17 protein-coding genes and 1 tRNA gene are annotated in these 23377 nt (G+C 56.5%); 6 read left to right on the top strand and 12 right to left on the bottom strand.

The window, feature by feature from the left end:
• The first annotated feature begins 27 nt into the window (after window positions 1–27).
• Entirely contained in the window at window positions 28–618 is a 591-nt protein-coding gene (locus tag A3850_RS18395) for a TIGR04282 family arsenosugar biosynthesis glycosyltransferase (protein ID WP_255360120.1), read from the top strand.
• A gap of 309 nt (window positions 619–927) precedes the next feature.
• On the opposite strand, the gene A3850_RS18400 is transcribed toward A3850_RS18395, so the two are convergent.
• The gene (locus A3850_RS18400) at window positions 928–2202 is read right to left on the bottom strand and encodes an AI-2E family transporter (protein WP_082921958.1); all 1275 of its coding nucleotides are present in this window, start codon (window positions 2200–2202) and stop codon (window positions 928–930) included.
• Between the two features lie 14 nt (window positions 2203–2216).
• Window positions 2217–3026 carry a hypothetical protein gene (locus A3850_RS18405; protein WP_157501433.1) on the bottom strand — a complete coding sequence of 270 codons (810 nt, stop codon included), beginning with the start codon at window positions 3024–3026 and terminating at the stop codon, window positions 2217–2219.
• A gap of 226 nt (window positions 3027–3252) precedes the next feature.
• Between A3850_RS18405 and icd the strand changes: the two genes are divergently transcribed.
• On the top strand, window positions 3253–4479 hold the full coding sequence (gene icd / locus A3850_RS18410; protein WP_068220686.1) for an NADP-dependent isocitrate dehydrogenase: 1227 nt from the start codon (window positions 3253–3255) through the stop codon (window positions 4477–4479).
• Between the two features lie 134 nt (window positions 4480–4613).
• On the opposite strand, the gene A3850_RS18415 is transcribed toward icd, so the two are convergent.
• Window positions 4614–5192: a hypothetical protein gene (locus tag A3850_RS18415; protein ID WP_068220691.1), complete on the bottom strand. Its 579-nt coding sequence runs from the start codon at window positions 5190–5192 to the stop codon at window positions 4614–4616.
• A 156-nt stretch (window positions 5193–5348) separates the two neighbouring features.
• On the opposite strand from A3850_RS18415, the gene A3850_RS18420 reads away from it, so the two are divergent.
• Window positions 5349–6524, top strand: a complete 1176-nt coding sequence (locus A3850_RS18420; protein WP_068220694.1) for a S1C family serine protease — start codon at window positions 5349–5351, stop codon at window positions 6522–6524.
• 55 nt (window positions 6525–6579) lie between these two features.
• On the top strand, window positions 6580–7329 hold the full coding sequence (lptB, locus tag A3850_RS18425; RefSeq protein WP_068220697.1) for an LPS export ABC transporter ATP-binding protein: 750 nt from the start codon (window positions 6580–6582) through the stop codon (window positions 7327–7329).
• Here the strand turns inward: lptB and A3850_RS18430 are convergent.
• Window positions 7326–7838 carry a hypothetical protein gene (locus tag A3850_RS18430; protein ID WP_068220699.1) on the bottom strand — a complete coding sequence of 171 codons (513 nt, stop codon included), beginning with the start codon at window positions 7836–7838 and terminating at the stop codon, window positions 7326–7328. The two genes, lptB and A3850_RS18430, sit on opposite strands and share 4 nt — an antisense overlap.
• A gap of 60 nt (window positions 7839–7898) precedes the next feature.
• Window positions 7899–9983 carry a TonB-dependent siderophore receptor gene (locus tag A3850_RS18435; protein ID WP_068220702.1) on the bottom strand — a complete coding sequence of 695 codons (2085 nt, stop codon included), beginning with the start codon at window positions 9981–9983 and terminating at the stop codon, window positions 7899–7901.
• Window positions 9984–10286: 303 nt separating this feature from the next.
• On the opposite strand from A3850_RS18435, the gene A3850_RS18440 reads away from it, so the two are divergent.
• Window positions 10287–10364 (top strand) — tRNA-Val (locus A3850_RS18440).
• Between the two features lie 110 nt (window positions 10365–10474).
• On the opposite strand, the gene A3850_RS18445 is transcribed toward A3850_RS18440, so the two are convergent.
• The 7 genes from A3850_RS18445 to A3850_RS18480 form a co-directional block, all read right to left on the bottom strand.
• Window positions 10475–10906 (bottom strand): hypothetical protein, encoded by a 432-nt coding sequence (locus A3850_RS18445; protein WP_068220705.1) that lies wholly within the window; start codon window positions 10904–10906, stop codon window positions 10475–10477.
• 927 nt (window positions 10907–11833) lie between these two features.
• Complete coding sequence (locus tag A3850_RS18450; protein ID WP_157501479.1) at window positions 11834–13198, bottom strand: Gfo/Idh/MocA family protein; 1365 nt, start codon at window positions 13196–13198, stop codon at window positions 11834–11836.
• Window positions 13198–13992: a DUF1080 domain-containing protein gene (locus A3850_RS18455; protein WP_068220711.1), complete on the bottom strand. Its 795-nt coding sequence runs from the start codon at window positions 13990–13992 to the stop codon at window positions 13198–13200. The genes A3850_RS18450 and A3850_RS18455 overlap by 1 nt, the downstream gene beginning before the upstream one ends.
• Before the next feature lie 46 nt (window positions 13993–14038).
• The gene (locus A3850_RS18460) at window positions 14039–16066 is read right to left on the bottom strand and encodes a right-handed parallel beta-helix repeat-containing protein (protein WP_068220713.1); all 2028 of its coding nucleotides are present in this window, start codon (window positions 16064–16066) and stop codon (window positions 14039–14041) included.
• Between the two features lie 137 nt (window positions 16067–16203).
• Window positions 16204–17541 carry a gluconate:H+ symporter gene (locus A3850_RS18465; RefSeq protein WP_068220716.1) on the bottom strand — a complete coding sequence of 446 codons (1338 nt, stop codon included), beginning with the start codon at window positions 17539–17541 and terminating at the stop codon, window positions 16204–16206.
• Between the two features lie 740 nt (window positions 17542–18281).
• On the bottom strand, window positions 18282–19931 hold the full coding sequence (gene ade, locus A3850_RS18475) for an adenine deaminase (RefSeq protein ID WP_068221162.1): 1650 nt from the start codon (window positions 19929–19931) through the stop codon (window positions 18282–18284).
• Window positions 19932–20047: 116 nt separating this feature from the next.
• Entirely contained in the window at window positions 20048–22801 is a 2754-nt protein-coding gene (locus tag A3850_RS18480; RefSeq protein WP_197494111.1) for an ATP-binding protein, read from the bottom strand.
• Here A3850_RS18480 and A3850_RS20355 point away from each other — a divergent pair.
• A complete protein-coding gene (locus A3850_RS20355; protein ID WP_197494112.1) occupies window positions 22785–23102 on the top strand; it encodes a hypothetical protein in 318 nt (105 codons plus the stop codon). The genes A3850_RS18480 and A3850_RS20355 overlap by 17 nt on opposite strands.
• The last annotated feature ends 275 nt before the right edge of the window (window positions 23103–23377 follow it).

Raw genomic sequence — 23377 nt, forward strand, 5'->3', positions numbered from 1 at the left:
AAGCCCTACCCTACTTCCCCCGCCCTCATTTTATTCGTAAAGAACCCGATACCGGGAAAAACGAAAACGCGCCTGGCAGCCAGTGTTGGTGACGACATGGCCCTTAAAATGTACGGCATCCTCACCCGCTGGACGCGTGACCAGGCGGCCGGCCTGGGGGATGCCGTAACCCGCTACGTTTACTATTCCAGCTTTATTCCTGATAACGATGATTGGCCGGAAGTGGATTTCAGCAAACGATTGCAGCAGGGGGATGACTTAGGTAGTAGAATGCAGGCAGCCTTCAGTGAAGTGTTCGCCGCCGGCCACGATGCCATAATAGTCATTGGAAGTGATTGTCCGGGCATCACGACGGCGTACCTAGAGCAAGCTTTTGCTGCGTTAACCTTACATGATGTTGTAGTAGGTCCAGCGTTGGACGGCGGTTATACCCTGCTGGGCACCAGAAAAGAGGACGCCGACCTGTTTAGTGATATTAGTTGGAGCACCAACACGGTGTTACGAGAGACACTAACTAAGGCCACTCAACAACAACTAACCTACGTAGAACAAGAAACGCTTTCTGACGTTGATTATCTTGAAGACTGGCAAAGTTACGGCTGGCCCTTACCCAAGTAAGCTAGTTAAACCGTCAGTTGTTAACATTTTGCGCTCATTTTGGATTGTTTCCTTTTATAACAATTCTTTAGGGCATACATTTGCATTCACAGTTTATACACACTAGTCTTACGCTCTCAAGAAAAACAACCTTATACCACCCATCTCCAAGAATTTTGACAGTGTGTTTTCCGCGTGTCCCGGAGTCTCGATGTTCTATCGACTCCGGGATTTTGCTTTTTAGCGCGATTGGCAGAACAATCATCTCACATTGCCCCTCCAGGCACTTGTGATTGAGGCACTGCTTTAAGGCAAACAAATTTCACTGGATCAAGCCGGTCGCTTCCCAATCTCAACCCGTCCGTTCCGGCTTAGCAGAATGGCGACATTCCGCGTGGTGGGGAATTGAGCGCAGACGATGATCGTCGCCACGGTGATCGGCACACTCAGCAACATGCCTACTATTCCCCACAGCATGGACCACAAGATCAGGGAAAGGACGACCACTAAGGGGCTGATGTTAAGGGTATTGCCCATCAAACGGGGCTCTAAGATATTTCCTACGGCCACCTGAATAGCGGAAACGCCAATCACAATGACCAAAAAAGGCGTCAAGGTATCAAACTGGATGAGCGCCAAGGTCCCCGGCAAAAAGGTGGCCACGACCGATCCCACCGTAGGGATGTAGTTGAAAATGAAGATCAGGAAAGCCCAGAACAAGGCAAAGTCTACCCCCACGGCAACGAATACGATGTAGCTCAATACCGCCGTGATGAGGCTGGTCAAGGTTTTCACCCCCAAGTAGGTTCGCATGGCGGAGTTCACTTGCCTTAGCGTGATGGATAGTCGGTTAGCTTCTGTCAGGTCTAAGCCAAGGGCTGCCATCTTGCGGCCAAACATCCCTTGCTCAAGGAGAAAGAAAAGTACGTAGAGCAGGACAAGTAGTAGCGTCTTTGCGAAATTGGTTAGGCTCGCTAATACCTCAGAACTGTACTCCCACAAGAATTCATTCAACCGCAACTCTTCAATGGTGGGAGGTGTGGCGCTCGGACGTACCATCGCGTAAACGCGTGCAATTTGGGCGTCTACACGCGGTAAGTACTTCCCGCTGTCGTCGACAAATCCCTGTACGGTGGCTACGATGGAGTCCCCAATAAAGTAAAGCGCCAGGCCTATGAATAGTAAGGACATCCCTTGCGCCAGTGCCTCCGGAATTTTACGTCCTAACAGTGGTAGCCGCTCAAACTGCTCACTAAGCGCAATCACGAGGTACCAAACTACCAGCGCCAGAAAAATAGGCACGAGGTAAGATTTGCCCACAACGATCAGGACAAACATCAAACTGATGGTAATCAGCCATGCAGCCACCCTCGTAATCTTCAGGGAGACTGGCTTACGAATAATCGACTTGATATCCGTCTGCTGGCTATCGATCGATACGTTATCAGTACTAATGTTAATATCACCGTTGGCGGATTCCTGGCTTTGCTTCCCCAACTCTCTGTGAGTTGATTCAGCGCCCGAATCTTCGTTCACACGAATGACGACCGACTCTTCGCGTGCCGCTCCCTCGCTGGGGCTTATGTCAGTCGGATCTTTCGCCACGGTATGGGTGTTTGCTAGTTCTCGTAAATTATCAGCCCATCAGAAAAGCTCTCGATAAAACTAAGGCAATTCTTACGGGGCCGGCAAATCAGGTACCCACGGCAGTCGTAGAGGTACTGCCCTTCGGCAGATTCGATCAGGTAAACGTACCGGCCTTCCTTCCAGGGAAAGCGGGTAATGTAGGTGGCACCGACACTTTTGGCGGCGTCCAGCAACCACTGCGCTGGGCGGTCGTACGCTTCACAAACGACCGGCCGGGGTAGTCCGCTGCTCACCCGCAAGAGACGCATACACGTAATTCTGATGACGGCATCTACGTTCTGGCAGGGGCTGCTTTCGAAGGATCTCATGTATTCAAAACCAATGCTGATCCGCGTTCCGGCTTCCAGCGGTTCCCCCCGGGGCTTGATCCCGACGCGCAATAGCGCACCACTATCCGTTTCCAGGAGGATACCGCAACCGTCCAGGCCATCGTAATTTCTTACCTCCACGGCCAGTGAACACTTGTTGCGGGGCCGGGGCATGATGGGTTTCGGCGTTACCGAACGCTGAATGAAAGGCTCGTACCGCGTTGGAGGGATAACCGGCGGCAGGTACGGCCCGGTAGGTGAAGGGTCATCCTCCCTTCCTCTGACTGGCTCCGGATCAGTAGTAGTCGTTGTTCCGGGGTCAGTACCGGTAGTCGTGGACCCACTGTCACCGACGATGACGGGCACCTCCGTATCATCGTAACGGTCATCATCACCGGGGTCGACGACCGGGCGTAGGGACCGGCAGGACGCGATCAGGATGACGAGTAGAAATAGGGGCCAAAGGGATTTCAAAAGCTTGGTATTACTGATGAGTAAGTCAGGTACAGGCAAACGCCCTGAGAGAACACAAATATCGCTGCGCCAAAAATGCTTATTTTTGCACGCCCGAACGGTAAAGATCGGAAGATTTACCCACCTTCGGGCTTAATTAGTGGTCCGCAGCCAGAACGCATTCAGTTTTGCACGGTTACCCCTAGCGATAATCCAATCTAAATCAACCAGAATAACCCTCCAACCAATGAGCGGAACCAAAATCACCATCTCCGGCGGTAAACTCAACGTCCCTAACGACCCCATTATTCCCTTCATTGAGGGAGACGGCATTGGCCCCGATATCTGGGCAGCCGCCAGCCGGGTACTGGAAGCCGCCGTGGAAAAAGCCTACAACGGTGAAAAGTCCATCGTCTGGAAAGAAGTCCTCGCTGGCCAGAAGGCCATGGACCAAACCAATGAGTGGCTACCCCAGGCAACGCTGGATGCCATCGAAGAGCACCTCGTTTCCATCAAAGGTCCCCTTACTACCCCCATTGGTGGTGGTATCCGCTCCCTCAACGTGGCCTTGCGCCAGAAGCTGGATCTCTACGCTTGTGTACGCCCCGTACAGTACTTCGAAGGCGTTCCCAGCCCGGTCAAGCACCCCGAAGACGTAGACATGATCATCTTCCGGGAAAATACGGAGGACATTTACGCCGGCATCGAATTCGCCGAAGGCACCGATGAGAACAAGCAGTTCCTCAGCTGGCTGAAGGAGAACTACCCCGAGCGCTACGCGAAGGTCCGCTTCCCCGACACGGTTGGCATCGGCATTAAGCCCGTATCTCAGGAAGGCACCAACCGCCTCGTGAAGGCTGCCATCCAGTACGCAATCGATAATAATAAGGATAGTGTGACCCTCGTCCATAAGGGTAACATCATGAAGTTTACGGAAGGCTCCTTCCGCGACTGGGGTTACGAAACCGCTGCGCAGGACTTCGACGGCACCGAACTCGACGGTGGCCCCTGGCACACCATCAAGGTGGGTGACCGTACCATCACCATCAAGGACGTTATCGCTGATGCCATGCTGCAGCAGATCATCCTCCGCCCGAAGGAGTACAGTGTGATCGCTACCCTTAACCTCAACGGTGATTACATCTCCGACGCCCTCGCCGCTCAGGTTGGTGGTATCGGTATCGCTCCCGGCGCCAACATTAACTACAGCACCGGAGTCTCCATCTTCGAGGCTACCCACGGTACGGCACCGAAGTACACGGGCCAGGACAAGGTGAACCCATCTTCCGTCATCCTTTCCGGAGAAATGATGTTCCGCTACCTCGGTTGGCCGGAAGCTGCCGACCTCATCATTAAAGGCATCGAAGGATCTATCGCCAAGAAACGCGTTACCTACGATTTCGAACGCCTGATGGACGGCGCTACCCTCCTCAAGTGTAGCGAGTTCGGTGATGAGATCATCGCCAACATGTAAACCAGCTTCGGCTTACAAGAACCGGTATTCGTAGAAGCCTGAGCTGGTTTTTTATCAGAATACCCTACGCTCGGTCCCTCCCCAGGGATCGGGCGTTTTTTATTTGGTGCGATAAAGAATGATGGTGTGATTCCTTACTCGAATTCTACTACCTCTATTCCTTCCATCGATTCCTCAAACCAAATGAGGGGAGCCGGATTTTTGTCCCCCGTACAGGTATCACACTTGAAGAACAGGTAAAAGAACTGGAGTAACGGACCCGTCTTTTCCCGGATGAGGTCGAGACGTTGTTCACTCTCGTTAAACTTGCGGTACAAGAAGCGCAATCGCCAGGCGTAGTAGGCATCATCGTGAAATTCTACTACGTTCAGCAGGTGCTTTTCCTCCTCAGTATCGACGTACCGCTCCAAGAATTGACGGGCGTAGACGGCGTGGTGCTTGGTCCAATCCCGCGGGTTGCCCTTGTGCTCAATGTTCTTAAAGGTGTCGTGGACCCAACTCACGATGCGGAGTCGCTCTCTCGTTTTTGCGTCCACTGGCAAACGGTCGATGTTGGCGTTCACCTCAATGATATGGGCGAGAATCGTCCCTTCCGGGTGGCCGTACCGCGGCACCCCCCAGAGTAAGCCTTTGCAAAAACCTTCATCCTTCAGGAAACTCAGTTCCAGTGGGGTTTCGGGTTGTAGGGCGGCGATGAATTCCTGGCGGGTCACGAAGGGTGGTCTAAATTCAAGTGCAATACTAAGGTAAACGATTGAAATGCAGCGAACGGCTTACCCCCGAGATAATCGGTAGCGCGGGCAACCTTCCTACCAGTAACTACGCCCTCCGTACAACCGATCCGACCGCGTTGCCGTTAGCAAACTCGTATGCGCCACTTCCTCAACTTACTTTCCGCCGCTCTTTTGGGGGGCATTCTGGCTGCGTTGATCGTGTTGTCCGTACTTCCCGGTATCGGGCTTAGTGGAAACCCAGTCCCCGCCCAACTTACCCCGGCACCTGCGGCAGCGCCCTATTCAGCATCGAACCCTCCTGTTTATTTGGCTAGCTACGACGGTGAAGAAAAAGTATTGGACCTGCCCAGCCCTCCCGATCTACGAACCGCCGCCAAGCGAGCGACCCCCAGCACGGTTCACATCACGGCCCGGCCCGAGAACCTATCTCGCAACGCCGTAAAATCGCTATTCAGCGAGCGAGATGAGCGGCAGCCGGCCGACGGAGAAGGCTCCGGTGTGATCTACAGTAGCGATGGATACATCGTGACGAACCAACACGTAGTGCGAGGTGCCGGCGAGATCATCGTCCGTATGACGGACCGCCAAACCTTCCCCGCCCGCCTGGTGGGAGAAGACCCGAAATCGGACCTGGCCGTACTGAAGATCGAAGCCGGGCGCAAACTCCCAACCCTCCTGATTGCGGATAGCGACCTCGCCCAACCGGGAGAATGGGTGCTCGCCGTCGGTAGCCCGCTCGGCCTGGCGAGCACCGTGACCGCCGGCATCGTGAGTGCCAAAAGCCGGAACATCAGCCTTTTGCGCGACCTCGACGCCATCGAAAGCTTCATTCAGACCGATGCGGCCGTGAACCCCGGCAACAGCGGCGGACCACTCGTAACGGCGGACGGAAAACTACTCGGCATCAACACGGCCATTGCAACCCGGAACGGGCGCTTTTCGGGCTACAGTTTCGCGATACCCAGTAATCTCGTGCGGCGGGTTGCGGATGACATTATTGAATTTGGCTCCTACCAACGGGCCTTCCTGGGCGTTGGTATCTCTACGCTGACCGGTGCCGACATTGAACGGCTCCGGCCCGGCCGAACCGAAGGCGTACTCGTGGACGAAGTATTTACGGAAGGCTCCGCTGCCGCCGCGGGCATCCTGGTCAACGATCTGATCGTGCGCATCGGTGACCGTAAGATCAGAGACATCCCCGAACTGACGGAGATCATTGGCCGGGCTAAAGTTGGGGAAACGTTAAAAGTAAGCGTAGTCCGGAACGGAAAACTGCTCGAAGTCATCGTTCCTTTGCTGAGCGGTAAGTAAAACCGCAACCTTGCTCATCTCCCCAGCTGCGAGAGACCGAACCAACCCCTGAACCATGCGCCTGAAGTCGGAACAACTTATCAAAAAATACGGTAGCCGGACGGTCGTAAAGGGCGTCAGCCTACACGTAGACCGGGGGGAGATCGTCGGACTACTCGGCCCAAATGGCGCGGGGAAGACGACCACCTTTTACATGACAGTGGGTTTCATCCAACCTAACGACGGTCGGGTTTACCTGGACGATGCCGACATCACCGAGTTACCCATGTACAAACGGGCCCAGCGCGGGATTGGCTACCTACCCCAGGAACCTTCCGTGTTCCGGAAGCTATCCGTCGAAGATAACATCGCCGCCGTTCTGGAAATGACTGACCTCAGCAAGGCCGAGCAAAAGGATAAACTGGAGTCGCTGATCAGTGAGTTTCGCCTCGAAAAAGTCCGCAAGGGTAATGGCGACACCCTTTCCGGCGGTGAACGCCGCCGGACCGAAATCGCCCGAGCGCTGGCCACGGACCCAAAATTCATCTTGCTGGACGAACCCTTTGCCGGCATCGACCCGATTGCCGTAGAGGACATTCAGTACATCGTAGCCAAACTAAAGACGAAGAACATCGGTATCCTCATCACGGACCACAACGTGCAGGAAACGCTGAGCATCACGGACCGGGCCTACCTCATGTTCGAGGGCAACATCCTCAAAGCCGGCACCGCCGAAGAATTGGCGGCCGACGAGATGGTGCGTAAGGTCTACCTGGGTAAGAACTTCGTCCTCCGCCGAAAGAAGATCGACCTGGACGCGGACTAGTGGTTGTGGCCAGAATGGTCGTGCCCGTCGTGGTCGTGCCCATCGTGGCTGTGGCCGGAGTGGTCTCCCACTAATTCTTTGGCCATGGCGACGGAAGAATTGATGGCCGTCTCGACGTCCGCGATGTCAGCGGATTCTTCGCGGATGTAGGTGATGATGGCGTCGTTATCCATCGTTTCGCGGAGTTCTTCGAGCGGCTTCATGCCCTGCATCCATTCCATCATGCCGTCGTTGGCGTCTTCGAGCTGTTCGTAGGCGGCTTCCAGTAGTTCCTTCTTGTCTTCGGCGAGGCCGTCCATTTCCAGCTGTTCCTTGATGGCGCGCTGGGCGGCGGTGATTTCTCCCATCCGTGGCATGATGCGGTCGTGGGCTTCGTTCATTCCTTCGTAGGCGGCTTCCTGGGCAACTCGGGCGGCTTCCATGGCTTCGAGGCTGGCGTCAGAACTGACTTCTCCGTTGCCACAGGCGGCGAAGAAAGCTATGGCAAAGAGGAGGGTGAGGATTCTCATAGTTCAATAATTTAAGCGTGTAACGTTTGGGGGCGGAGGGTGTTTATCGGCGACGTGAAGCTACCAGGCGATCCGGTAACTGAGGACGGGGATGATGCCTAGTTGAAAGCGGTCATTGGGCCGCTCCAGCAGGGCGTCGTAATAGACGTTGCCTACGTTCTGGATACTGGCCACGTTCTGAACGTCCAGGGCCAAGGTAGTGGTCGTTTTCGCCCGTACCTTAGTTTTGTACAGGCGGAGGTCGGGCCGGAAGTAGGTGCCAGTGCTAAGGATGAAGCCTTCGCTCAGGTTAGTTGGTGCAAAATAGGTAAACTCGTTTTCCGAGGCTTCCACGCGCCCGTAGCGTTCGCCGCCGTGGGCGATGAGTGCCAGGTTCAGACCGTAGGTGCGGTCGCGTTCCTTCTTGTCCATTCCGGCCCATTCACGGCCCAGGGTTAGTTTGCCGATGTAGTCGGCGGCGTAGCGGTCGTCCGCCCAATCACCCTCATCCTGTTGGGTTTGTGCACTTAGCAGGGTGAGGCTTCCGCGGTAGTACCAGCCATCTGATTTGCGGCCACCGCCGACCTCCAGCTCCACCCCAAAGCGACGGGTGTTAGCGGACTCCGTAAAGCTGAGGGTAGAAATGGGTTCCAACAGGTTGTTGGCCGAAACGAGAAATTCCCCGTCCCGCGCGGCTACTTCATCCGGCGTCCGTTGGAAGAAGCCGGTGATCTTAGTTTGTACTGGCCCCACTTTATTGGCGTGGCTGAGTAATAACTGCTGGGTCTGGTACGCTGCCTCGGGCACGATACTCGCTGTCAGTTGCTGAATCAGCAGCGGCGTGACGTACAGCATAGAGTTGATTTCCGCCGCCAGCGTCGTCCGGGAACCATCCCCGAGATAGCTGAAGGAGAGGCGTGGTTCGGTAAAGGATACATCAATTGCGCCGATGGCTTCGTAGATAGAATGGCGCAGGCCCGCGGATAACTCCAGTCGCTCCTTTTGGTATTCTACGCCCAGGTAAGGACTGACGCTCGTTTGGTCCAGGTTCCGAAGATTAGCGAATTGGGAAGTACTGGTCAGGCTATTTAGGACCGTCAGGCCATCAACTTGCTGGAGAAGCACTTCGGTACCCGCCAGGAGGCGCAGCTCATCGTTCAGGGCGTAGTCGTACGTCACTCGGGCGGAGGTATGTCGTTGGTCGTAGATACTTTCCGCAATAAAGAAATCTCCTTCGCGCAAGGATTGCCTGCGTTCTGGGGTGGCCACCGAGTGCGCTACCCCCAACTTAAAGACTGAAGATTTCCCGCGGTAAGCGTAATCCGCCCCAACGATGAAGAGGCCGGAGTTGAAGTCGATATCAAAGAGTTCTTTCTGTTCTTCCAGGTCATTCTCTTCGGGGTCGGGGGCCAAGAACTTATTGCTGCTCTGCCCCAGTATCGAAAATACACTCAGGGAGGATCGTTCTCCGCCGTAGTGCAGGTGGGCGTTGACGTCGGCGAAGCGAATCTCTTCCCCGCCAAAATCGACCCCGGCGTCCCCCAACAGACCGGTAAAACTGTAGCGGCCGTTCACGAGGTAGCTGATTCTCCCAGCCCGGTCAATCGGCCCTTCCGCCGCCAGGTCGAAGCCAATGAATCCGGCCTGTACTTGTTGCCGGTGCTTAATCTTGCTGCCGGGGCGAAGTTGCAGGTCGAAGGTGCCGCCGGTCGCGTTTCCGTATTCCACCGGCAGGCCGCCCGCGTAGAAACCGGAGTTGTCCAGCATTTGGGCGGAGATGGCGTTGACGCCGCCACCGTTCAGGGTGGGGAAATCGTAGAAAGTACCAGCGTTGGCCGTGTGGTTGGGGTTCACGATGGCCAGCCCGTTCAGCCGCCATAGGTTTTTATTAGGAGAGTTCCCCCGCACGCTCAGGTGGTTGGCCTGGTCGTTCGTCTGCACCACGCCGGGTAGTAGGGCCACCAGCCGGGCGGGGTCGTAGAAGGTGCCCGGCAGCCGGTAGACCTCCTCAATCGTAAACCGTTGCGCGAGTGGGCTGACGGCTTTGTATTCGGCCCGCACTTCCGCCCCGGGCAGGTCGTAGCTGCCTCCAAAACTCAGGCTATCCTGCCCCGTAAGGCTACCACTCAGGCAAAATAGGACCAAGGCAAATAATCTCCAGATCATTAATTGTTTTTTAAGGCAGCCGCGAGTAGTCCGGTCTAGGCAACTTCGAGTAAGCCTTGTCCAGGCACCCTCTAAAATCTAATGTCTAAAATCTAACGTCTCAAAATGGGCGCTGCCGCAGGTGCAAGGTAAGGACCACCGTACCCCTCACCACTAGGACGAAGCTCAATCCCCCTCCCCCATCCACAACTTGACGACCGACTGACACGCAGCTACGGGGGCCAGGACGGTACGGATAAAAAAATATTGAAACGCTTGCGTAAGTTTAAATCCCTGTGCTATCTTTGCGGTCCCTTACACGAAGGGCGGTTAGCTCAGTTGGTTTAGAGCACCTCGTTTACACCGAGGGGGTCGGGGGTTCGAGCCCCTCACTGCCCACCAAACAACGCCAGTTTTCGCATCGCGGAAGCTGGCGTTCGTGTTTCTACCCGGCCCATTTGAGTGACTCAGTCTGACGGTATTCAAAGTCGTTGCCAGCTCGCCACCCACGCTTATTCATTGATCCGCAGCGTAGTATCCGCTCCCTCGATCGTGAGAATGGTCGGTTCAGATCCCACGTAGAGTTCCACGTCAAACGTATCCCGCCGCTCAAAAAAGGCCAGGCAACTGATGGCCTGGGTAGAATCCTGGTGCAGCGCCACCGATGTTTGGGTAGGTAAACTCTCGGCCACTTCCCCCGTGGTAAATAGAAAAGCCCGGGCGCTTTCGCTGTCGCAGCCGCTCACCCCGTAGCTGATATCGATACACGTCCCCTCTACCCCGTTGACGGTCAACCTAGTAACCTGCGGCCCGTTGCGCCAATCACCGGAAGGGTCAATGCGCACTTCTGTCCCGCAACTCGGGGGAGGCACGCTGATATCATCGTCATCACAATTACAGCAGGGAACGACGGAGGCGAAGAAGAGTAGAAGGAGGTATTTCATGCTTGGGTGGTTTCAGTGAGTAGACGGTCACAGAGGGACTTGGCGTTGGGGATTTTAGAAGATAGATTTTAGATTTTAGATGGGATACCTGAGGCCTTGGACGTTATCCGTCCCTTAACCGTGGTAGTGATTTCAGAGCCGTTGAGCGTGAAGAAATTTGTACTGTTCGAGCACGCGAAAGATTGGTTAATTGACCACCGAATCACGTAATCAAATAACTCAGGCTTAGCATCAAGGACGATTGGCGAGTTTGCAGATTTTTGCCTTCCACCGGAAAATCGCGTTAAGCCACGGTTACAGGACAAAGCTTTTGCTTCTTTTAGCTGCGCTGCTACTGCGTGGTGGCTACAAAAGAAGTGCCAGAAAAGTGTGCCAAAATAGAGAGTACCAAACAACATTAAAACCCGGCCTGGAGGCCGGGAGCCGGGAAGGGCGAAATCGCATTAAGTCACGGTTACAGAACAAGATTTTTGCTTCTTTTAGCTACGCTGCTACTGCGTGGTCATCTGACAAGAAGTGATAGAAAAGACACCACGTTAAGCATCGACTAAAGGTCGACGTACCGGAAGTAAGCCCGGCCTGGAGGCTGGGAGCCGGGATAGCACCGAGAAACACTAAATACAACATACTAAAATCAACGAAGCACAGCAACCAACGTTACCGTGCTTCGAAACTACGCAACCAAAGCTGCGCAACTATTCCAAACTACCACTCCTCAAAGCACCAGATCGAACGTCGAAACGCCGTGGCTCTTGGTGAGGGAAGCATCGCTGTGAAAAACGAGTTGGAATAAGGCGACTAAAGAGAACATGTGTAACAGGATTTGGTGAGCTTCTAAAATAAGGGGACGAGGCAGTACTGCGCAAGTCCCCACCCTGATTTACAAGGAGTTAGCCCACAAAAAACAGCGCTTTACAAGACGCCAACCTAAAATTTTCGATAATCACCTTCCAAATACGAATTAGCCTTCTCCTCCCGAAACCGCCCCGCCGCACTATCCCAGTGTAACGTCTCTCCCGGAAAGCGGCCGGCAATCGTGCCCAACAAAATGGTTTCCGTCAACCGAGCGGCGTAGCTGAAGGGAGCGGTGGTTTCCCCTTTACCTAAACAGGCATCCACGAATTGGTGGTAGTGCTTCGGCGATTCTAGCGCGTAATCCCGCACCGGCTCCGCCATGTCCGGGGTGGAGACGGCGGCGATCTCCGCCTCAATATCGACGAAGGCCCCATCCACAATCTTTTGGGGCAGCAACTGGAAGTGGGGTAAGTACAGATTCCCCTCCTCCCCAAAGAAAATAGCCCCCTGATCGTGTAATTCCGTCCCGTCGGGCAGGGCCAGCTCGGGCACGGCGCCCGGTGCGCCCGGGCCATCGTACCAGACCCATTTAAAATCATCCGTCGTGTAGGGGGTGCCGGGGAATTCGTAGGTCACCATGTTGTTCTCCGGGAAGCCAACACCGTTGGGCGGCCGACATTCCGTGGTGATGGTCTCCGGCACGTCGAGGGCCAGCGCGTTGTAGGGCGTATCAAAAATGTGGACGCCCATATCACCTAAAGTACCGCAACCAAAGTCGACCAGTTTGCGCCAGTTCATGGGGTGGTAAAAGTCTTTGACGTAGGGGCGTTCCGCGGCCGTGCCGAGCCAGAGGTTCCAATCGAGGCTATCCGGAACGGGGTCACTCCCCGCCGGCGCCAGCCCGTCGTAGCCCCAGTTTTTGGGTGACCAGGCCCGTACGGTATGCACCTTCCCGATGATGCCCGACTGGATCAACAGAGTCGCCAATTTGTAGTCGTAGAAAGAGTGGACCTGGATCCCCATTTGCGTCACCAGCCCTTTCTCTTCGGCCACCCGCCGCATCTCCCGCGCTTCGGATACGTGATGGGTGAGCGGCTTCTGGCAGTAAACCGGCTTGCCCAGTTCCATCGCCGCCAGGGAAGCCGGGGCGTGGGTGTGGTCCGGCGTGGAGACAACCACGGCGTCTACTTCATCCCCCAATTCTTTGAGCATCACGCGGTAGTCACTGTACGTTTTTGCATCGGGGAAGAGGGCGGCCGCGGCGGCCAAATAGCCGGCATCGACGTCGCAAAGCGCAGATACCGTTACCCGGTCGTGGGAGGCGACGGCTTGCAGGTCTTCCAATCCCATGTTTCCCACGCCGATGTGGGCAGTGCGTAGTTGGGCTGCTGCCGTTTCCGCGCCTTCACCAGCCGGTTTTGTTTCCGGGTTACACGAAGGCAGCGCCGTCGCGGCGGCCAGCACGGCGGAGGCTTGCAAAAATTTCCTTCTCTTCATCATAGCTCTCTGATCTTAATGTTCCGAAACCACAGGGCACTGTCGTGGTCCTGTAAGCCGATGTAGCCGGATTTGAACTTCCCGTAGTCCGGAGCGTGGCTCCATTTTCCACTGTCGCGCCGCTTTTGCCAATCGTCGGACCAAGGCACGAAATTCACCACCAACTTACCGTTGAGCCAGTATTCCGCACGTTCCGGCGTGAAGAGAATGCGGCTGGTATTCCACTCCCCCGCGGGCTTCAGATTTCGGCCCTCCATTGGGGCCGGGTACATGGCGTAGTCGGCGCCCGTGCTTTGCCAATCCTGCAGTTCTGGGCCGTAGCCGAGGCCGGCGTTGTAAGCCGAGATGTCGTGAATCTTAGTGTAGTTTTCGTCGTCGATCAACTGGTACTCCGGTGCTACTTCGGGTGGGCCGCCGTAGCCTTCCTTCACGTGGTAAAAGATGCCGCTGTTGCCGCCGGCGGGGATCTTCCAGTCCAGTACCAGTTCAAAATTATCGAATTCCCGCGCGCCGTAAATGATGTCTTTTCCCCCTTCGTACTCGGCGTCACTCGTCTTGGCGCCATCGTCGAAGGTCAGTACGTCACCTTCGATCTTCCAGCCGGGGGGCATGGTTTCGGCGTTGTAGCCCCGCCAGCCATCCAGCGAGCTTCCGTCGAATAAGACCGTCCAATCGTCTTCTGTTGCAGCGGATTCGGGCGCTGCCGCAGGTGCCGTGGAAGAGGAATCCCCACCCCCAGGCGAAGAACACGCGACTAACATCATCAGGAACAGTAAACCGGGGGACCACCTCATCGTCGATTGTTTTAACGGACCGATAAGATAGGAATTCCCCCTCAACCTACCGGACGAAGGCCACCGTCCGGATATCCCCCCGCCGGCCAATAACGACCAGGCGGTAGGTTCCCGAAGCCAGGTGGCTGACCGGTACGGACGTCAACGGCGCCACCGCCATCCCCCGGCCAAACAGTTGCCCGTCGGCGGCGTACAATCGGTAGGCACCCCGCTCCGCCATCCGGAAGTTGAGGAGTTCGGTCGTCGGGTTGGGGAAGACGACCACATCTTCAGTATCCGCCACTCGCCGGAGGGTCAGCGCATCGCTCATCGCTTCGCTTCCATCGAGGTCTACCATCTTGAGTTGGAAGGTACGTTCCGTGGGCCCGGTGGTCCAGTCCACCAATAATTCGTACCGGTCCCGGTCCCCATTGTATGGCACCTGCGCCAGCGCCAACGTGCCTTCGGTCGTGAGTTCCAGCACCTCGAAGTGGGAGAAATTGCTGGCGTTGGCCACCGACCACTGCAAACGCGCGGCCTCCTTTTCGGTCTGACCGGAAAAGGCTAGCAACTCAATGGGTAACGCGGCCGCCACGTATTCGTAGGCGCCGATGTCGGGCGCAGCGCCCTCAAAGGGAAAGCCAACGTCGACGCCCCGATCCACCACGAAACTGGTCGCGGAAGCGGGGGCAAAAAACGTATCCGGCATGGCTCCGGATTCGTTGAGGCCGGGGTCTTCGTCGAGGTAATTGCCCGCGGGCAAGCTAGCGTCGAGTGCGTTAACGGCCAGGTTTGCCTCAAATTCGGTGGACGGTCCATTCATCACCGCCCCCACGAGGCGCGGCTGATCAGCGGGGCTCACAAGGAGGTTATTCTTGATGTTCCAGCCAGTAACCGTGGACCGAACGGCGATCATCGCCCCCGCTCTGTTGTCGGCGTTCTCGTAATAGAGGGTATTGTTGTAAAAATCCACGGTGTCCAATCCGCCGTTGACCCAGAAGAACGACCGATCGACGCCTACCGCCACGTTGTGGTGGATGGAGTTGCGGCCGATAATATTCGTACTGCCGAACTGGGCGTAACAGCGGCCATTGTCGTTCTGCACGTCGAAGAAATTGTGGCAAACCTCCATGTATTCCCGTGGCCCCTCGATGTCGTAACCGTTGGTAAAATAGTTGTCGCGGATACGCATGGAGTAGGTAAAACCACGGCTGGCCGGGTCGCCGTTCGCCCCACCTTTGGGCACGCTGACGGTGCGGTTGAAGGTATTGTTATAGATATCCACCCCAAATTCTTGCTCAAAGGGAATCTCAATGTCGAACCCGGATCCAGTACTGAAATCGCTGTCGTAGATCTGCACGTTCGTGTGGCCGCCGCCCTTGTACCCAACGCCCCACTGGCGGTCGCCGGGCACGGTATTGCGGTAAATGATATCGTGAAATTTGGCGTCGCGCAGCCAGGCGGTGTGGATATTACCACTGAAAAAATCGTCTTCCGTCCGGTTGGCGTTCTCGATGTAGCACCCGCGCACCTCGATCTGCTCACCGAACTGTATCGCGATGCCCGCCCAGCCAAAATCGACGATCTCGAGGTTCTCGATCAGGATGGAATCAACGTCGCGGAAATAAATCCCACCGTGGGTAAGGTTATCCAGCGTGGACTCCAAACGCAAGTTGCGCACGGTCATATTCGTTGTCTGAATCCCGTTGTAGCCGAGCGGAAATTTCTCGAAGGAGATGATGTAATCCTGCCAGGCTTCGTCTTTCGGCCGGTTCGTCATCACCCAATCGGGGCCACTGCGCAGAATGGTCTGATCCGCTCCTTCTCCCTGTATGGCCACCCCCGGTTCGGGCGTGGCGGCCTCGGTCACGATGAAGGTACCGGCCCCAATTTGAATGGTATCGGGAGCATTGATATCGCCCGGCACGCGCTCGCAGGCGTAGGCCAGGGAAGCCCAGGCAGTGGCGGTAGAAAGCCCGTCGCGGGTGTCGTCATCTACTCCGTCGGTAGCAACAAAATAGGTCGTTTGGGCGCTGACGCAGGTGCCGGGTAAAGCAGCAAGCAACAGTACCAGGAGGTACGGCAATCGGAACATCGGAACGTTGGTTTAAAGCAGGTCTGAAAGGAAATGGGTAAAAGGGCAGCCACCGATGGGGCCGTGCAAGGCCGGTGATCGGTAGGTAATAGTTCAACCCAAAGTTACGACGAGGGAAAGGAAAAGGGAACCGGACTCTACACGACGTAGCTCAGGGCTAGTGTGCCCAGCAATCCCGTCACCGAAACGATCATCTCCATCACGCTCCAGGTCTTCAGTGTATCGCGTACGGAGAGGTTGAAATACTCTTTGAAGAGCCAGAATCCGGTATCGTTGATGTGGGAAAACATCAGGCTGCCCGCCCCGGTAGCGAGGACCATCAGGCTCGGGTCTGCCCCCGTCTGCACGATGAGTGGCGCAACGATGCCCGCACTCGTCAACCCCGCCACCGTAGCCGAACCAACGCAGAAACGAATCAGCGAAGCAATCCCCCAAGCGAGGATGAGCGGGGATACGTTCAGCCCGTTGAGCAGGGAACCGATATACAGGCTCACCTCACTCACGATAAGCACCTCCTTAAGCGCCCCCGCCCCGGCAATGATGAGCAGGATCATGGCAATGTCCTTCACCGCCGTAACCAGGGAAACGGACACTTCGGCCATCTTCTTCCCCCGGCCAACGCCCAGCGTCAGTATGGCGATGCAAATACTGAGGACCATCGCAATGATGGGGTCCCCCATAAAATCCAGGACCGGCGCCAGCGGACTATCCCCACCAATCAAAAGCCGCAGCGCCGCGGCTCCCCCCAGCAGAATGACGGGTAGCAGGGCCGTAAAAATGGATACGCCAATCCCCGGCATCTCCGCATCGGTGAATTGCTTTCCACTGAATAAGGACTTCAACGGTACCGGATTGTACTGCTTGAGCGTGGACCCAAAAACCGGCCCACCCAGAATGATGGCGGGGATGGCCACGATCAGCCCAAGCATCAACGTCCGCCCAAGATCCGCTCCGAAGTCGCCTACCAGAGCCGTCGGTGCCGGGTGTGGCGGCAGGTAGCCGTGGGTAACGCTCAGCGCCGCCAGCATCGGTAGCCCGACGTAGACGAGGGGTAGCTTCGTCCGGGCCGCCACCGTAAAGACGAGGGGCAGCAACACCACGAACCCTACTGAATAGAACATAGGTATCCCCACAATAAATCCCGTCAGCACCACCGCCCAGTGAACGTATTTATTCGGGAAGATGCGAATCAACGTATCCGCGATCCGTTGCGCCGCCCCGCTATCGGCAACCAACTTCCCCAGCATCGCCCCGCAGCCGAGAATGATGACGAGAAAACCGAGCGTCCCCCCAATCCCGTTCTTAATGGCTGCGGTGAGCGTAGTCACCGTCGGGTCCTCCGAAAAAACGGGAATGCCCAACGCAATCCCCAACCCCAACGAGACCAGGATGAAGGACAAAAACGTATCCAATTTCACGTAGGCGATCAAACCGATGAGCACGGCAATCCCGATCAGGACGATAACAATTTGCATGGGGGTGACTTGTGGAGGGCCAAGATAGAAGGTTTGGTGGGAGAGCGCCTAGAGTACTTTGGTTTCGCAGGAGAGGTAGAGTAGAAGAGATAGAGAGGCCTGAGGCGCTTCTATTTCGCAGGAGCAGGAGAGGTTGGGGAGGCCTGCGGCGCTGTGTGACTACCCGTCCCGAAGGGCCGGCCTGCGTAGCGGTGGCACACCGTCAGGTGGCCCACCCTACTCCGAGATGCCTGCGGCGCACCGTTTGTCGCACTACGTCATGGCGTGTCTGTTTCGCAGGAGTAGGTGAGGTTGGGGAGACGGAGAGGCCTGCGGCGCTGCGTGACTACCCGTCCCGAAGGGCCGGCCTACGTAGCGGTGGCACACAGTTAGGTGACACACTCTACTTTGCGTCAGGTGGCCCACTTTACACAGCCGGGATTGGCCTGTTACGTATTGCCCCGAAGGGGTAAACCTCGTAGCCCGGTGTTCGTCGAAGACGCGCTCCGGGTTTTCGTTATCCACACCACGCCCGCCCTCAAGAATCAGTGTCCCGGAGGGACACGCAAGTTAGCCCGGGGTCAAGGAGGCCAAAGGCCGAACGACCCCGGGTTTTTGTTCCCACCCCGGGTTTTCGTTCCGACCACGGGATTCCGTTCCCACCCAATTTTCCATTCCCACCCAATTTTCCGTTCCCACCCAATTTTCCGTTTCACCCCAAAATTTCGTCAGACGCAAATTTTCGTCAAACCCAGCCTCCCCTACCCCACCTCCCACAAATCCACCAACCCAAACGCCTCCGCCCCAAACAAACCCTTATCCGATAATTTCAATTCCGGAATCACCAGCAACGCCAAAAAGCTCAAAGTCATGAACGGAGCCTCGAGGCTACAACGCAGTTTCCGCCGGGCAAAACCGGTGAGTTCGGCGTAGCGGGCGGCCACCTTTGGGCCAGATTCCGCCGTCATGATACCGGCGATGGGGAGGGGGAGGATTTCTAGGTATTCCCCCCGGGTAGCAGCGATGCCCCCCTTTTCGTTGATGATGGCGTTGGCTACGCGGGCCATCGATTCATCGTCCACGCCCACCACAACGATGTTGTGGCTATCGTGGGCGACCGAGCTGGCGATGGCGCCCAGTTGCATCTTCATGCCCGTGACGAACCCCAACGCCACTGGAGCATCTTCGTAGCGGTTGATGACGGCGATCTTCAACAGATCGCGTTCGGGGGCGGCTACCGGTTCGCCCCGCTCATTGAGGATAGGGTCCATCAGTTTTTTGCCGGTCACGAGTTCGCCGTCGAAGACTTCGATGACGCGCAGGCGGCCACCATCCGGGCCGGGCGCAATGCGGAAGTCTTCCACTGTTTTGGGGGAGCAATTAAAGCGGTTGATCGGTTCCGGGCGGTGATCCGGCAGGTTGTGGTGGCCGGCTTCGGCGACCATCTGTCCCTTGATGTAGGTTGCGTACACGGCCATGAATCGGAAGTCGTCGATGAGGATGAAGTCCGCCCGGTCCCCTACGCGAAGTTGGCCAATATCGAGCCCGTAGTGCTCCACCGGGTTACGGCAGGCGATTTGGAGGACGTCGTATTTATCGTGCCCCTGCCGGATGGCCCGCATCACCAGTTGGTTGATGTGGCCAGCCATCAGGTCGTCCGGGTGGCAATCATCGGTACAGAACATGAGGCGGTCCGGGAACTCATCAATCAGCCCGTGGAGGGCGGCGTAATTTTTTGCGGCGGAGCCTTCGCGGATGAGGATTTTCATGCCCGAATCCAATTTGCCACGAGCCTCTTCTTCGGTGGTGCACTCGTGGTCGGTAGAGGGGCCAGCCTGGGCGTAGCGGAAGGCTTCTTCTCCCAGTAGCCCCGGCGCGTGGCCGTCGACGGGTTTACCGCGTTCGATGGCGGCGGAGATCTTGGCCAGCATCTCCAAATCACCGTTCAGGACGCCGGGGTAGTTCATCACTTCGGAGAGGTACTTGATGTCGTCGCGTTCCAGCAGGGCGGCGACGTCCTTTACCCCGAGGGTAGCGCCGGCGGTCTCCATCGTGGTCGCCGGCACGCAGCTCGGGGCGCCAAAATTGATGCTCAGGGGAGTGTGCCGGGCATTATCGATCATGAATTCCACGCCCTCCATCCCCATCACGTTGGCGATTTCGTGAGGGTCGGATACGGTGGCTACCGTTCCGTGGGTCACGGCGAGTTTGGCGAATTCCACCGGCAGCAGCATGGATGATTCGATGTGGACGTGCGCATCCACGAAGCCGGGCAGGATGAAGTGGCCCCGCTTATCTCGGCTCGGGTCCCTGTCGATGGCCGCGATGTAGCCTTCGTCATTTACGGTGATGATGGCGCCGTAGGTTTCGCGGGCGTCCAGGTCTACGAGGCGGCCTTTTACTTCAATCATGGGGTGCGGGGTTTTGGGCAATCGCCCGTCCTCCTCCCAAAGGCGTTCACCCGGCTGCATGTTTCAATCGGGAGTTGAAGATGCTTCGAGGGTAAGCGGATCGGTCCCCCTTCCCATTACCTTGCACCCGCGTCAGCGCCCCCGTTCTTGCGGTACTGACCGGGCGTCATGCTAAACTTGTCGCGGAAGGATTTGATGAAGTAACTCGCGCTGCGGAAGCCCACGGCATCGGCGATCATCGCGACCGTATCCTGGGTTTTGAGCAGCATATCCGCGGCGCGTTCCAGCCGAATGGACTGGAGGAATTGGTTGCTCGACTGGTCGAGCAGCGCCCGGAATTTCTTGTTCATACTCGGCCGGCTTACGCCAAGTTGTAGCGCCAGTTCGTCGATGCCAAAATTCTCGTTTTCCATGTTATCCTCGACGGCCTGGACGGCGGCGAGCAGAAATTCCTGGTCCACCGAAGAAGCCGTCACCTCTTCCGGTTTCAGGGTCAGGGACTCCGCAAAACGCTCACGCAACAACCGGCGGCCACTGATGAGATTGCGGGCCCGGGCGCGTAATTCCGGCACCTCGAAAGGCTTGGTCAGGTAGTCATCGGCACCCGTATCGAGGCCCTGGATGCGGTCCTGAGCCGCCGCGCGGGCCGTGAGTAAGATGATCGGAATATGGCTCGTTTCCAGGCTGGTTTTGAGGTCGGCGCACAGTTCGAAGCCGTCCATTTCTGGCATCATCACGTCGCTGATGATGAGGTCGGGCAACAGCTTTTTCGCCATTTGCGTGCCCTCGCGCCCGTCCCTGGCCTCCTCAACCCGGTAGCTGCCGGACAAGCCGATGCGCAGGTAAGTCCGCATGTCCGCGTTGTCTTCCACGATGAGGACGACCGGTCCGGTCGGGAGCGATTCTTCTTCGTAATTCTCGGTAAGTGCTGATGCTCCAAGCGCTAGTTCAGCGTCATTTTTGGGCGCTCGCGCAGGTGCGGAGGAATGGGTAGTGGACACCGCCTTGTAGGGAAGGCGCACCGTGAATACCGTTTCCAGTTCCTCCTCACTTTCGACGCTGATCTGCCCGCCGTGTAAGAGGACGAGTTCTTTGGTGAGGGCCAAACCGATCCCATTGCCGAAGGTGCCTTCCCTACTCTTACGCTGGTCGGAATAGTAGCGTTCAAAAACGTGGGCCAGTGCCTTTTTGGGTATCCCGACGCCCGTATCGCGGACCTTGATCACGAGGTCGTTTTCTTCCCGCTGCAGGGTGACCCCGATCTCCCCACCGTTGAGGGTAAACTTGAAGGCGTTGGTGAGGAGGTTGTAGACGATGGTCTCCAACTTCTCCCGATCCACCAGCGTGACGAGGCTATCCTCGCTGGCTTTGAACTGAAGGTCAATCTCGTGCTGCTCGGCCAGGGAAGCGTAACTGTAGGTGAGCCGCCGGAGCATTTGGACGGTATCGACGGCTTCCAATTGCAGGCGTAGCCCCTCCCTTTTGGTATCCGAGAGATCCAGGATCTGATTGACGAGCTGCAGCTGGCGCTCCGCGTTCCGGTGGGCAATCTGGAGCAATTCCCGGTCGGCGGCGGGCGGCTCCCGGTCGAGCAGTTGGCGGAGGGGGCCGAGGATGAGCGTCAGCGGCGTCCTGAATTCGTGGGTGATGTTGGCGAAGAAGCGGGAGCGAAAGGTAAACTGGTCCTTCAGCTGCCGGGCTTCAGTGTTGACGGTGCTGACCTTATCGTACACCCCGTAGAACAACAGGCTCGTGAAGATGAGGAAGGCGTACTCGAAGAGCCTGCCAATCAACGGGGAGCGGTATTCCGTAATGATGTTGATGATGAAGACGACCGTAGCGAGCGCGAGCAATCCGGTTGAAGCCAGTAGGACGCGTTCCGGCCGGCCACCATTCCAGGCGGCGGCAATGGTCAACCCAATGGACGCCACTACCCAACCCATGGTTGTGATGTTGGACAGCACGAAGAGCACCTCGATCTCGAGTGAGATAATCGAGAACCAGGCGCTGAAAAAGAGGGTAAAGACGGTCCAGCCAACATAAAATCGCCAGGCCCGGGGAAAGCGTGTGGGTAGATCCAGGTAATAATAGAGGAAGCCCGTCATGCCTGCCACTATCAGGCCACCCGACAGGTTGACGGCGTTGATGCCAAGCATGCGAATCTGATCATAACTAGGTAGCAGACCCGATATCTGCGACTGAAAGTAGAAGTAGTTAAAGAAGCCGAATAGCAAAAGCAATAAGTACATAAAGGTGCGCTCCCGGAAAAGGAGGTAGACGATCAGCGTCACCACCATCAAACAGATCAGGAAGCCCGAAATGAAGTAGCCATCCCCGTAGCGCTGGGAGGTAATGTTTAGGTGAGTGGTGGCCTCCGTCACGTAGAGCGTCCCGGTGATGATCCCAACCCGGCTTTCCGTGACGCGGGCCCGGTGCAACACGGTTACTACTTCCCCGGGCTGAGTATTTAGGGTGATCGCTACTGGTTCTGTGGGGAGAATGGCGAGTTCCTTTCCCTTGAAGGTGGTCCTTTCTCCAGACTGCCGGATGATGTGGGCGGATACTTCGCTAGCGCAGCAGTGAAAGACTACGTAGTCAGAGCGCGGCTCGTCGGTACTATTCCGGAAAATGGTCTTCGTCCACAGGTAATCACCCACGGAGAGTGCAGGCCGGTCGGACCAGGCACTGACTGAGTCCGGGCCGGATAGGCCAAGCACATCGTTGACGGAAAGAATACCATCAGCATCCTTGAGAAACTTCTGGGAAGGTTGTACCCGCGCCGCGGTGGCGTACTGGGCACCGGACAACTCAAAATAAGCCTGCTCCTCCTGAGCGGCAACTGCGGCAGTAACCGTGCACCAAAATACCACCAGGAGCAACCTGGCGCAGGAGGAAGCAAAAAATGTCGACTTAACGGAACGCGTCATGAGTCTATCATTGGCCGGCGTGGTGGAACCCAATCCGGTGACCATAAAGAGCGGCGGGTGGTGGCCCGCGAAGATATCAGAAAGCTACGCACCGGCGCTGGGCACGCTGAATGGCGGAAATGAAATCTTTGAAAAGGAGGGCGCCCTCCATCCGGAAGGCGCCCAGCCCAAATTGGGATTTGCCATCAAATCCTCTTCGGAGAAAAAATTAAATCAAGCTATCACGTCACTAATTCTGGACTGATCATCATACGTAGGAGTGTGTTTTTCGCGAGTCAGATGTCAAGTTGCCGGCGAAGCCAGCCTTCGTACTGCCGCCCCAAATTCGTCAAGGGGGAAGGAGGATGCTGATGGCTCCGTCGAACGGTGGCAAAGGTGGGCTGGCGTGGGGTTGGAGGGATAGTAAAATCGGATCCTAAAGTGTTACAATTGGCTACAGCACGTTGCATTTGCTAGGTTTATGGGGATTAAAGGCGGAATACCAGTACTTGCACAACTAATCCTTTCCATTGGGGTATC

The sequence above is a fragment of the Lewinella sp. 4G2 genome (assembly GCF_001625015.1).
In the GTDB taxonomy this organism is placed as follows: domain Bacteria; phylum Bacteroidota; class Bacteroidia; order Chitinophagales; family Saprospiraceae; genus Neolewinella.

Excerpts from the sequence above, each read along its gene's own strand:
- ade (WP_068221162.1), bottom strand. The coding sequence starts at position 19,931 with ATGATTGAAGTAAAAGGCCGCCTCGTAGACCTGGACGCCCGCGAAACC.
- A3850_RS18455 (WP_068220711.1), bottom strand. The coding sequence starts at position 13,992 with ATGAGGTGGTCCCCCGGTTTACTGTTCCTGATGATGTTAGTCGCGTGT.
- A3850_RS18420 (WP_068220694.1), top strand. The coding sequence starts at position 5,349 with ATGCGCCACTTCCTCAACTTACTTTCCGCCGCTCTTTTGGGGGGCATT.
- A3850_RS18430 (WP_068220699.1), bottom strand. The coding sequence starts at position 7,838 with ATGAGAATCCTCACCCTCCTCTTTGCCATAGCTTTCTTCGCCGCCTGT.
- A3850_RS18435 (WP_068220702.1), bottom strand. The coding sequence starts at position 9,983 with ATGATCTGGAGATTATTTGCCTTGGTCCTATTTTGCCTGAGTGGTAGC.
- icd (WP_068220686.1), top strand. The coding sequence starts at position 3,253 with ATGAGCGGAACCAAAATCACCATCTCCGGCGGTAAACTCAACGTCCCT.
- A3850_RS18445 (WP_068220705.1), bottom strand. The coding sequence starts at position 10,906 with ATGAAATACCTCCTTCTACTCTTCTTCGCCTCCGTCGTTCCCTGCTGT.
- lptB (WP_068220697.1), top strand. The coding sequence starts at position 6,580 with ATGCGCCTGAAGTCGGAACAACTTATCAAAAAATACGGTAGCCGGACG.
- A3850_RS18460 (WP_068220713.1), bottom strand. The coding sequence starts at position 16,066 with ATGTTCCGATTGCCGTACCTCCTGGTACTGTTGCTTGCTGCTTTACCC.
- A3850_RS18465 (WP_068220716.1), bottom strand. The coding sequence starts at position 17,541 with ATGCAAATTGTTATCGTCCTGATCGGGATTGCCGTGCTCATCGGTTTG.
- A3850_RS18450 (WP_157501479.1), bottom strand. The coding sequence starts at position 13,198 with ATGAAGAGAAGGAAATTTTTGCAAGCCTCCGCCGTGCTGGCCGCCGCG.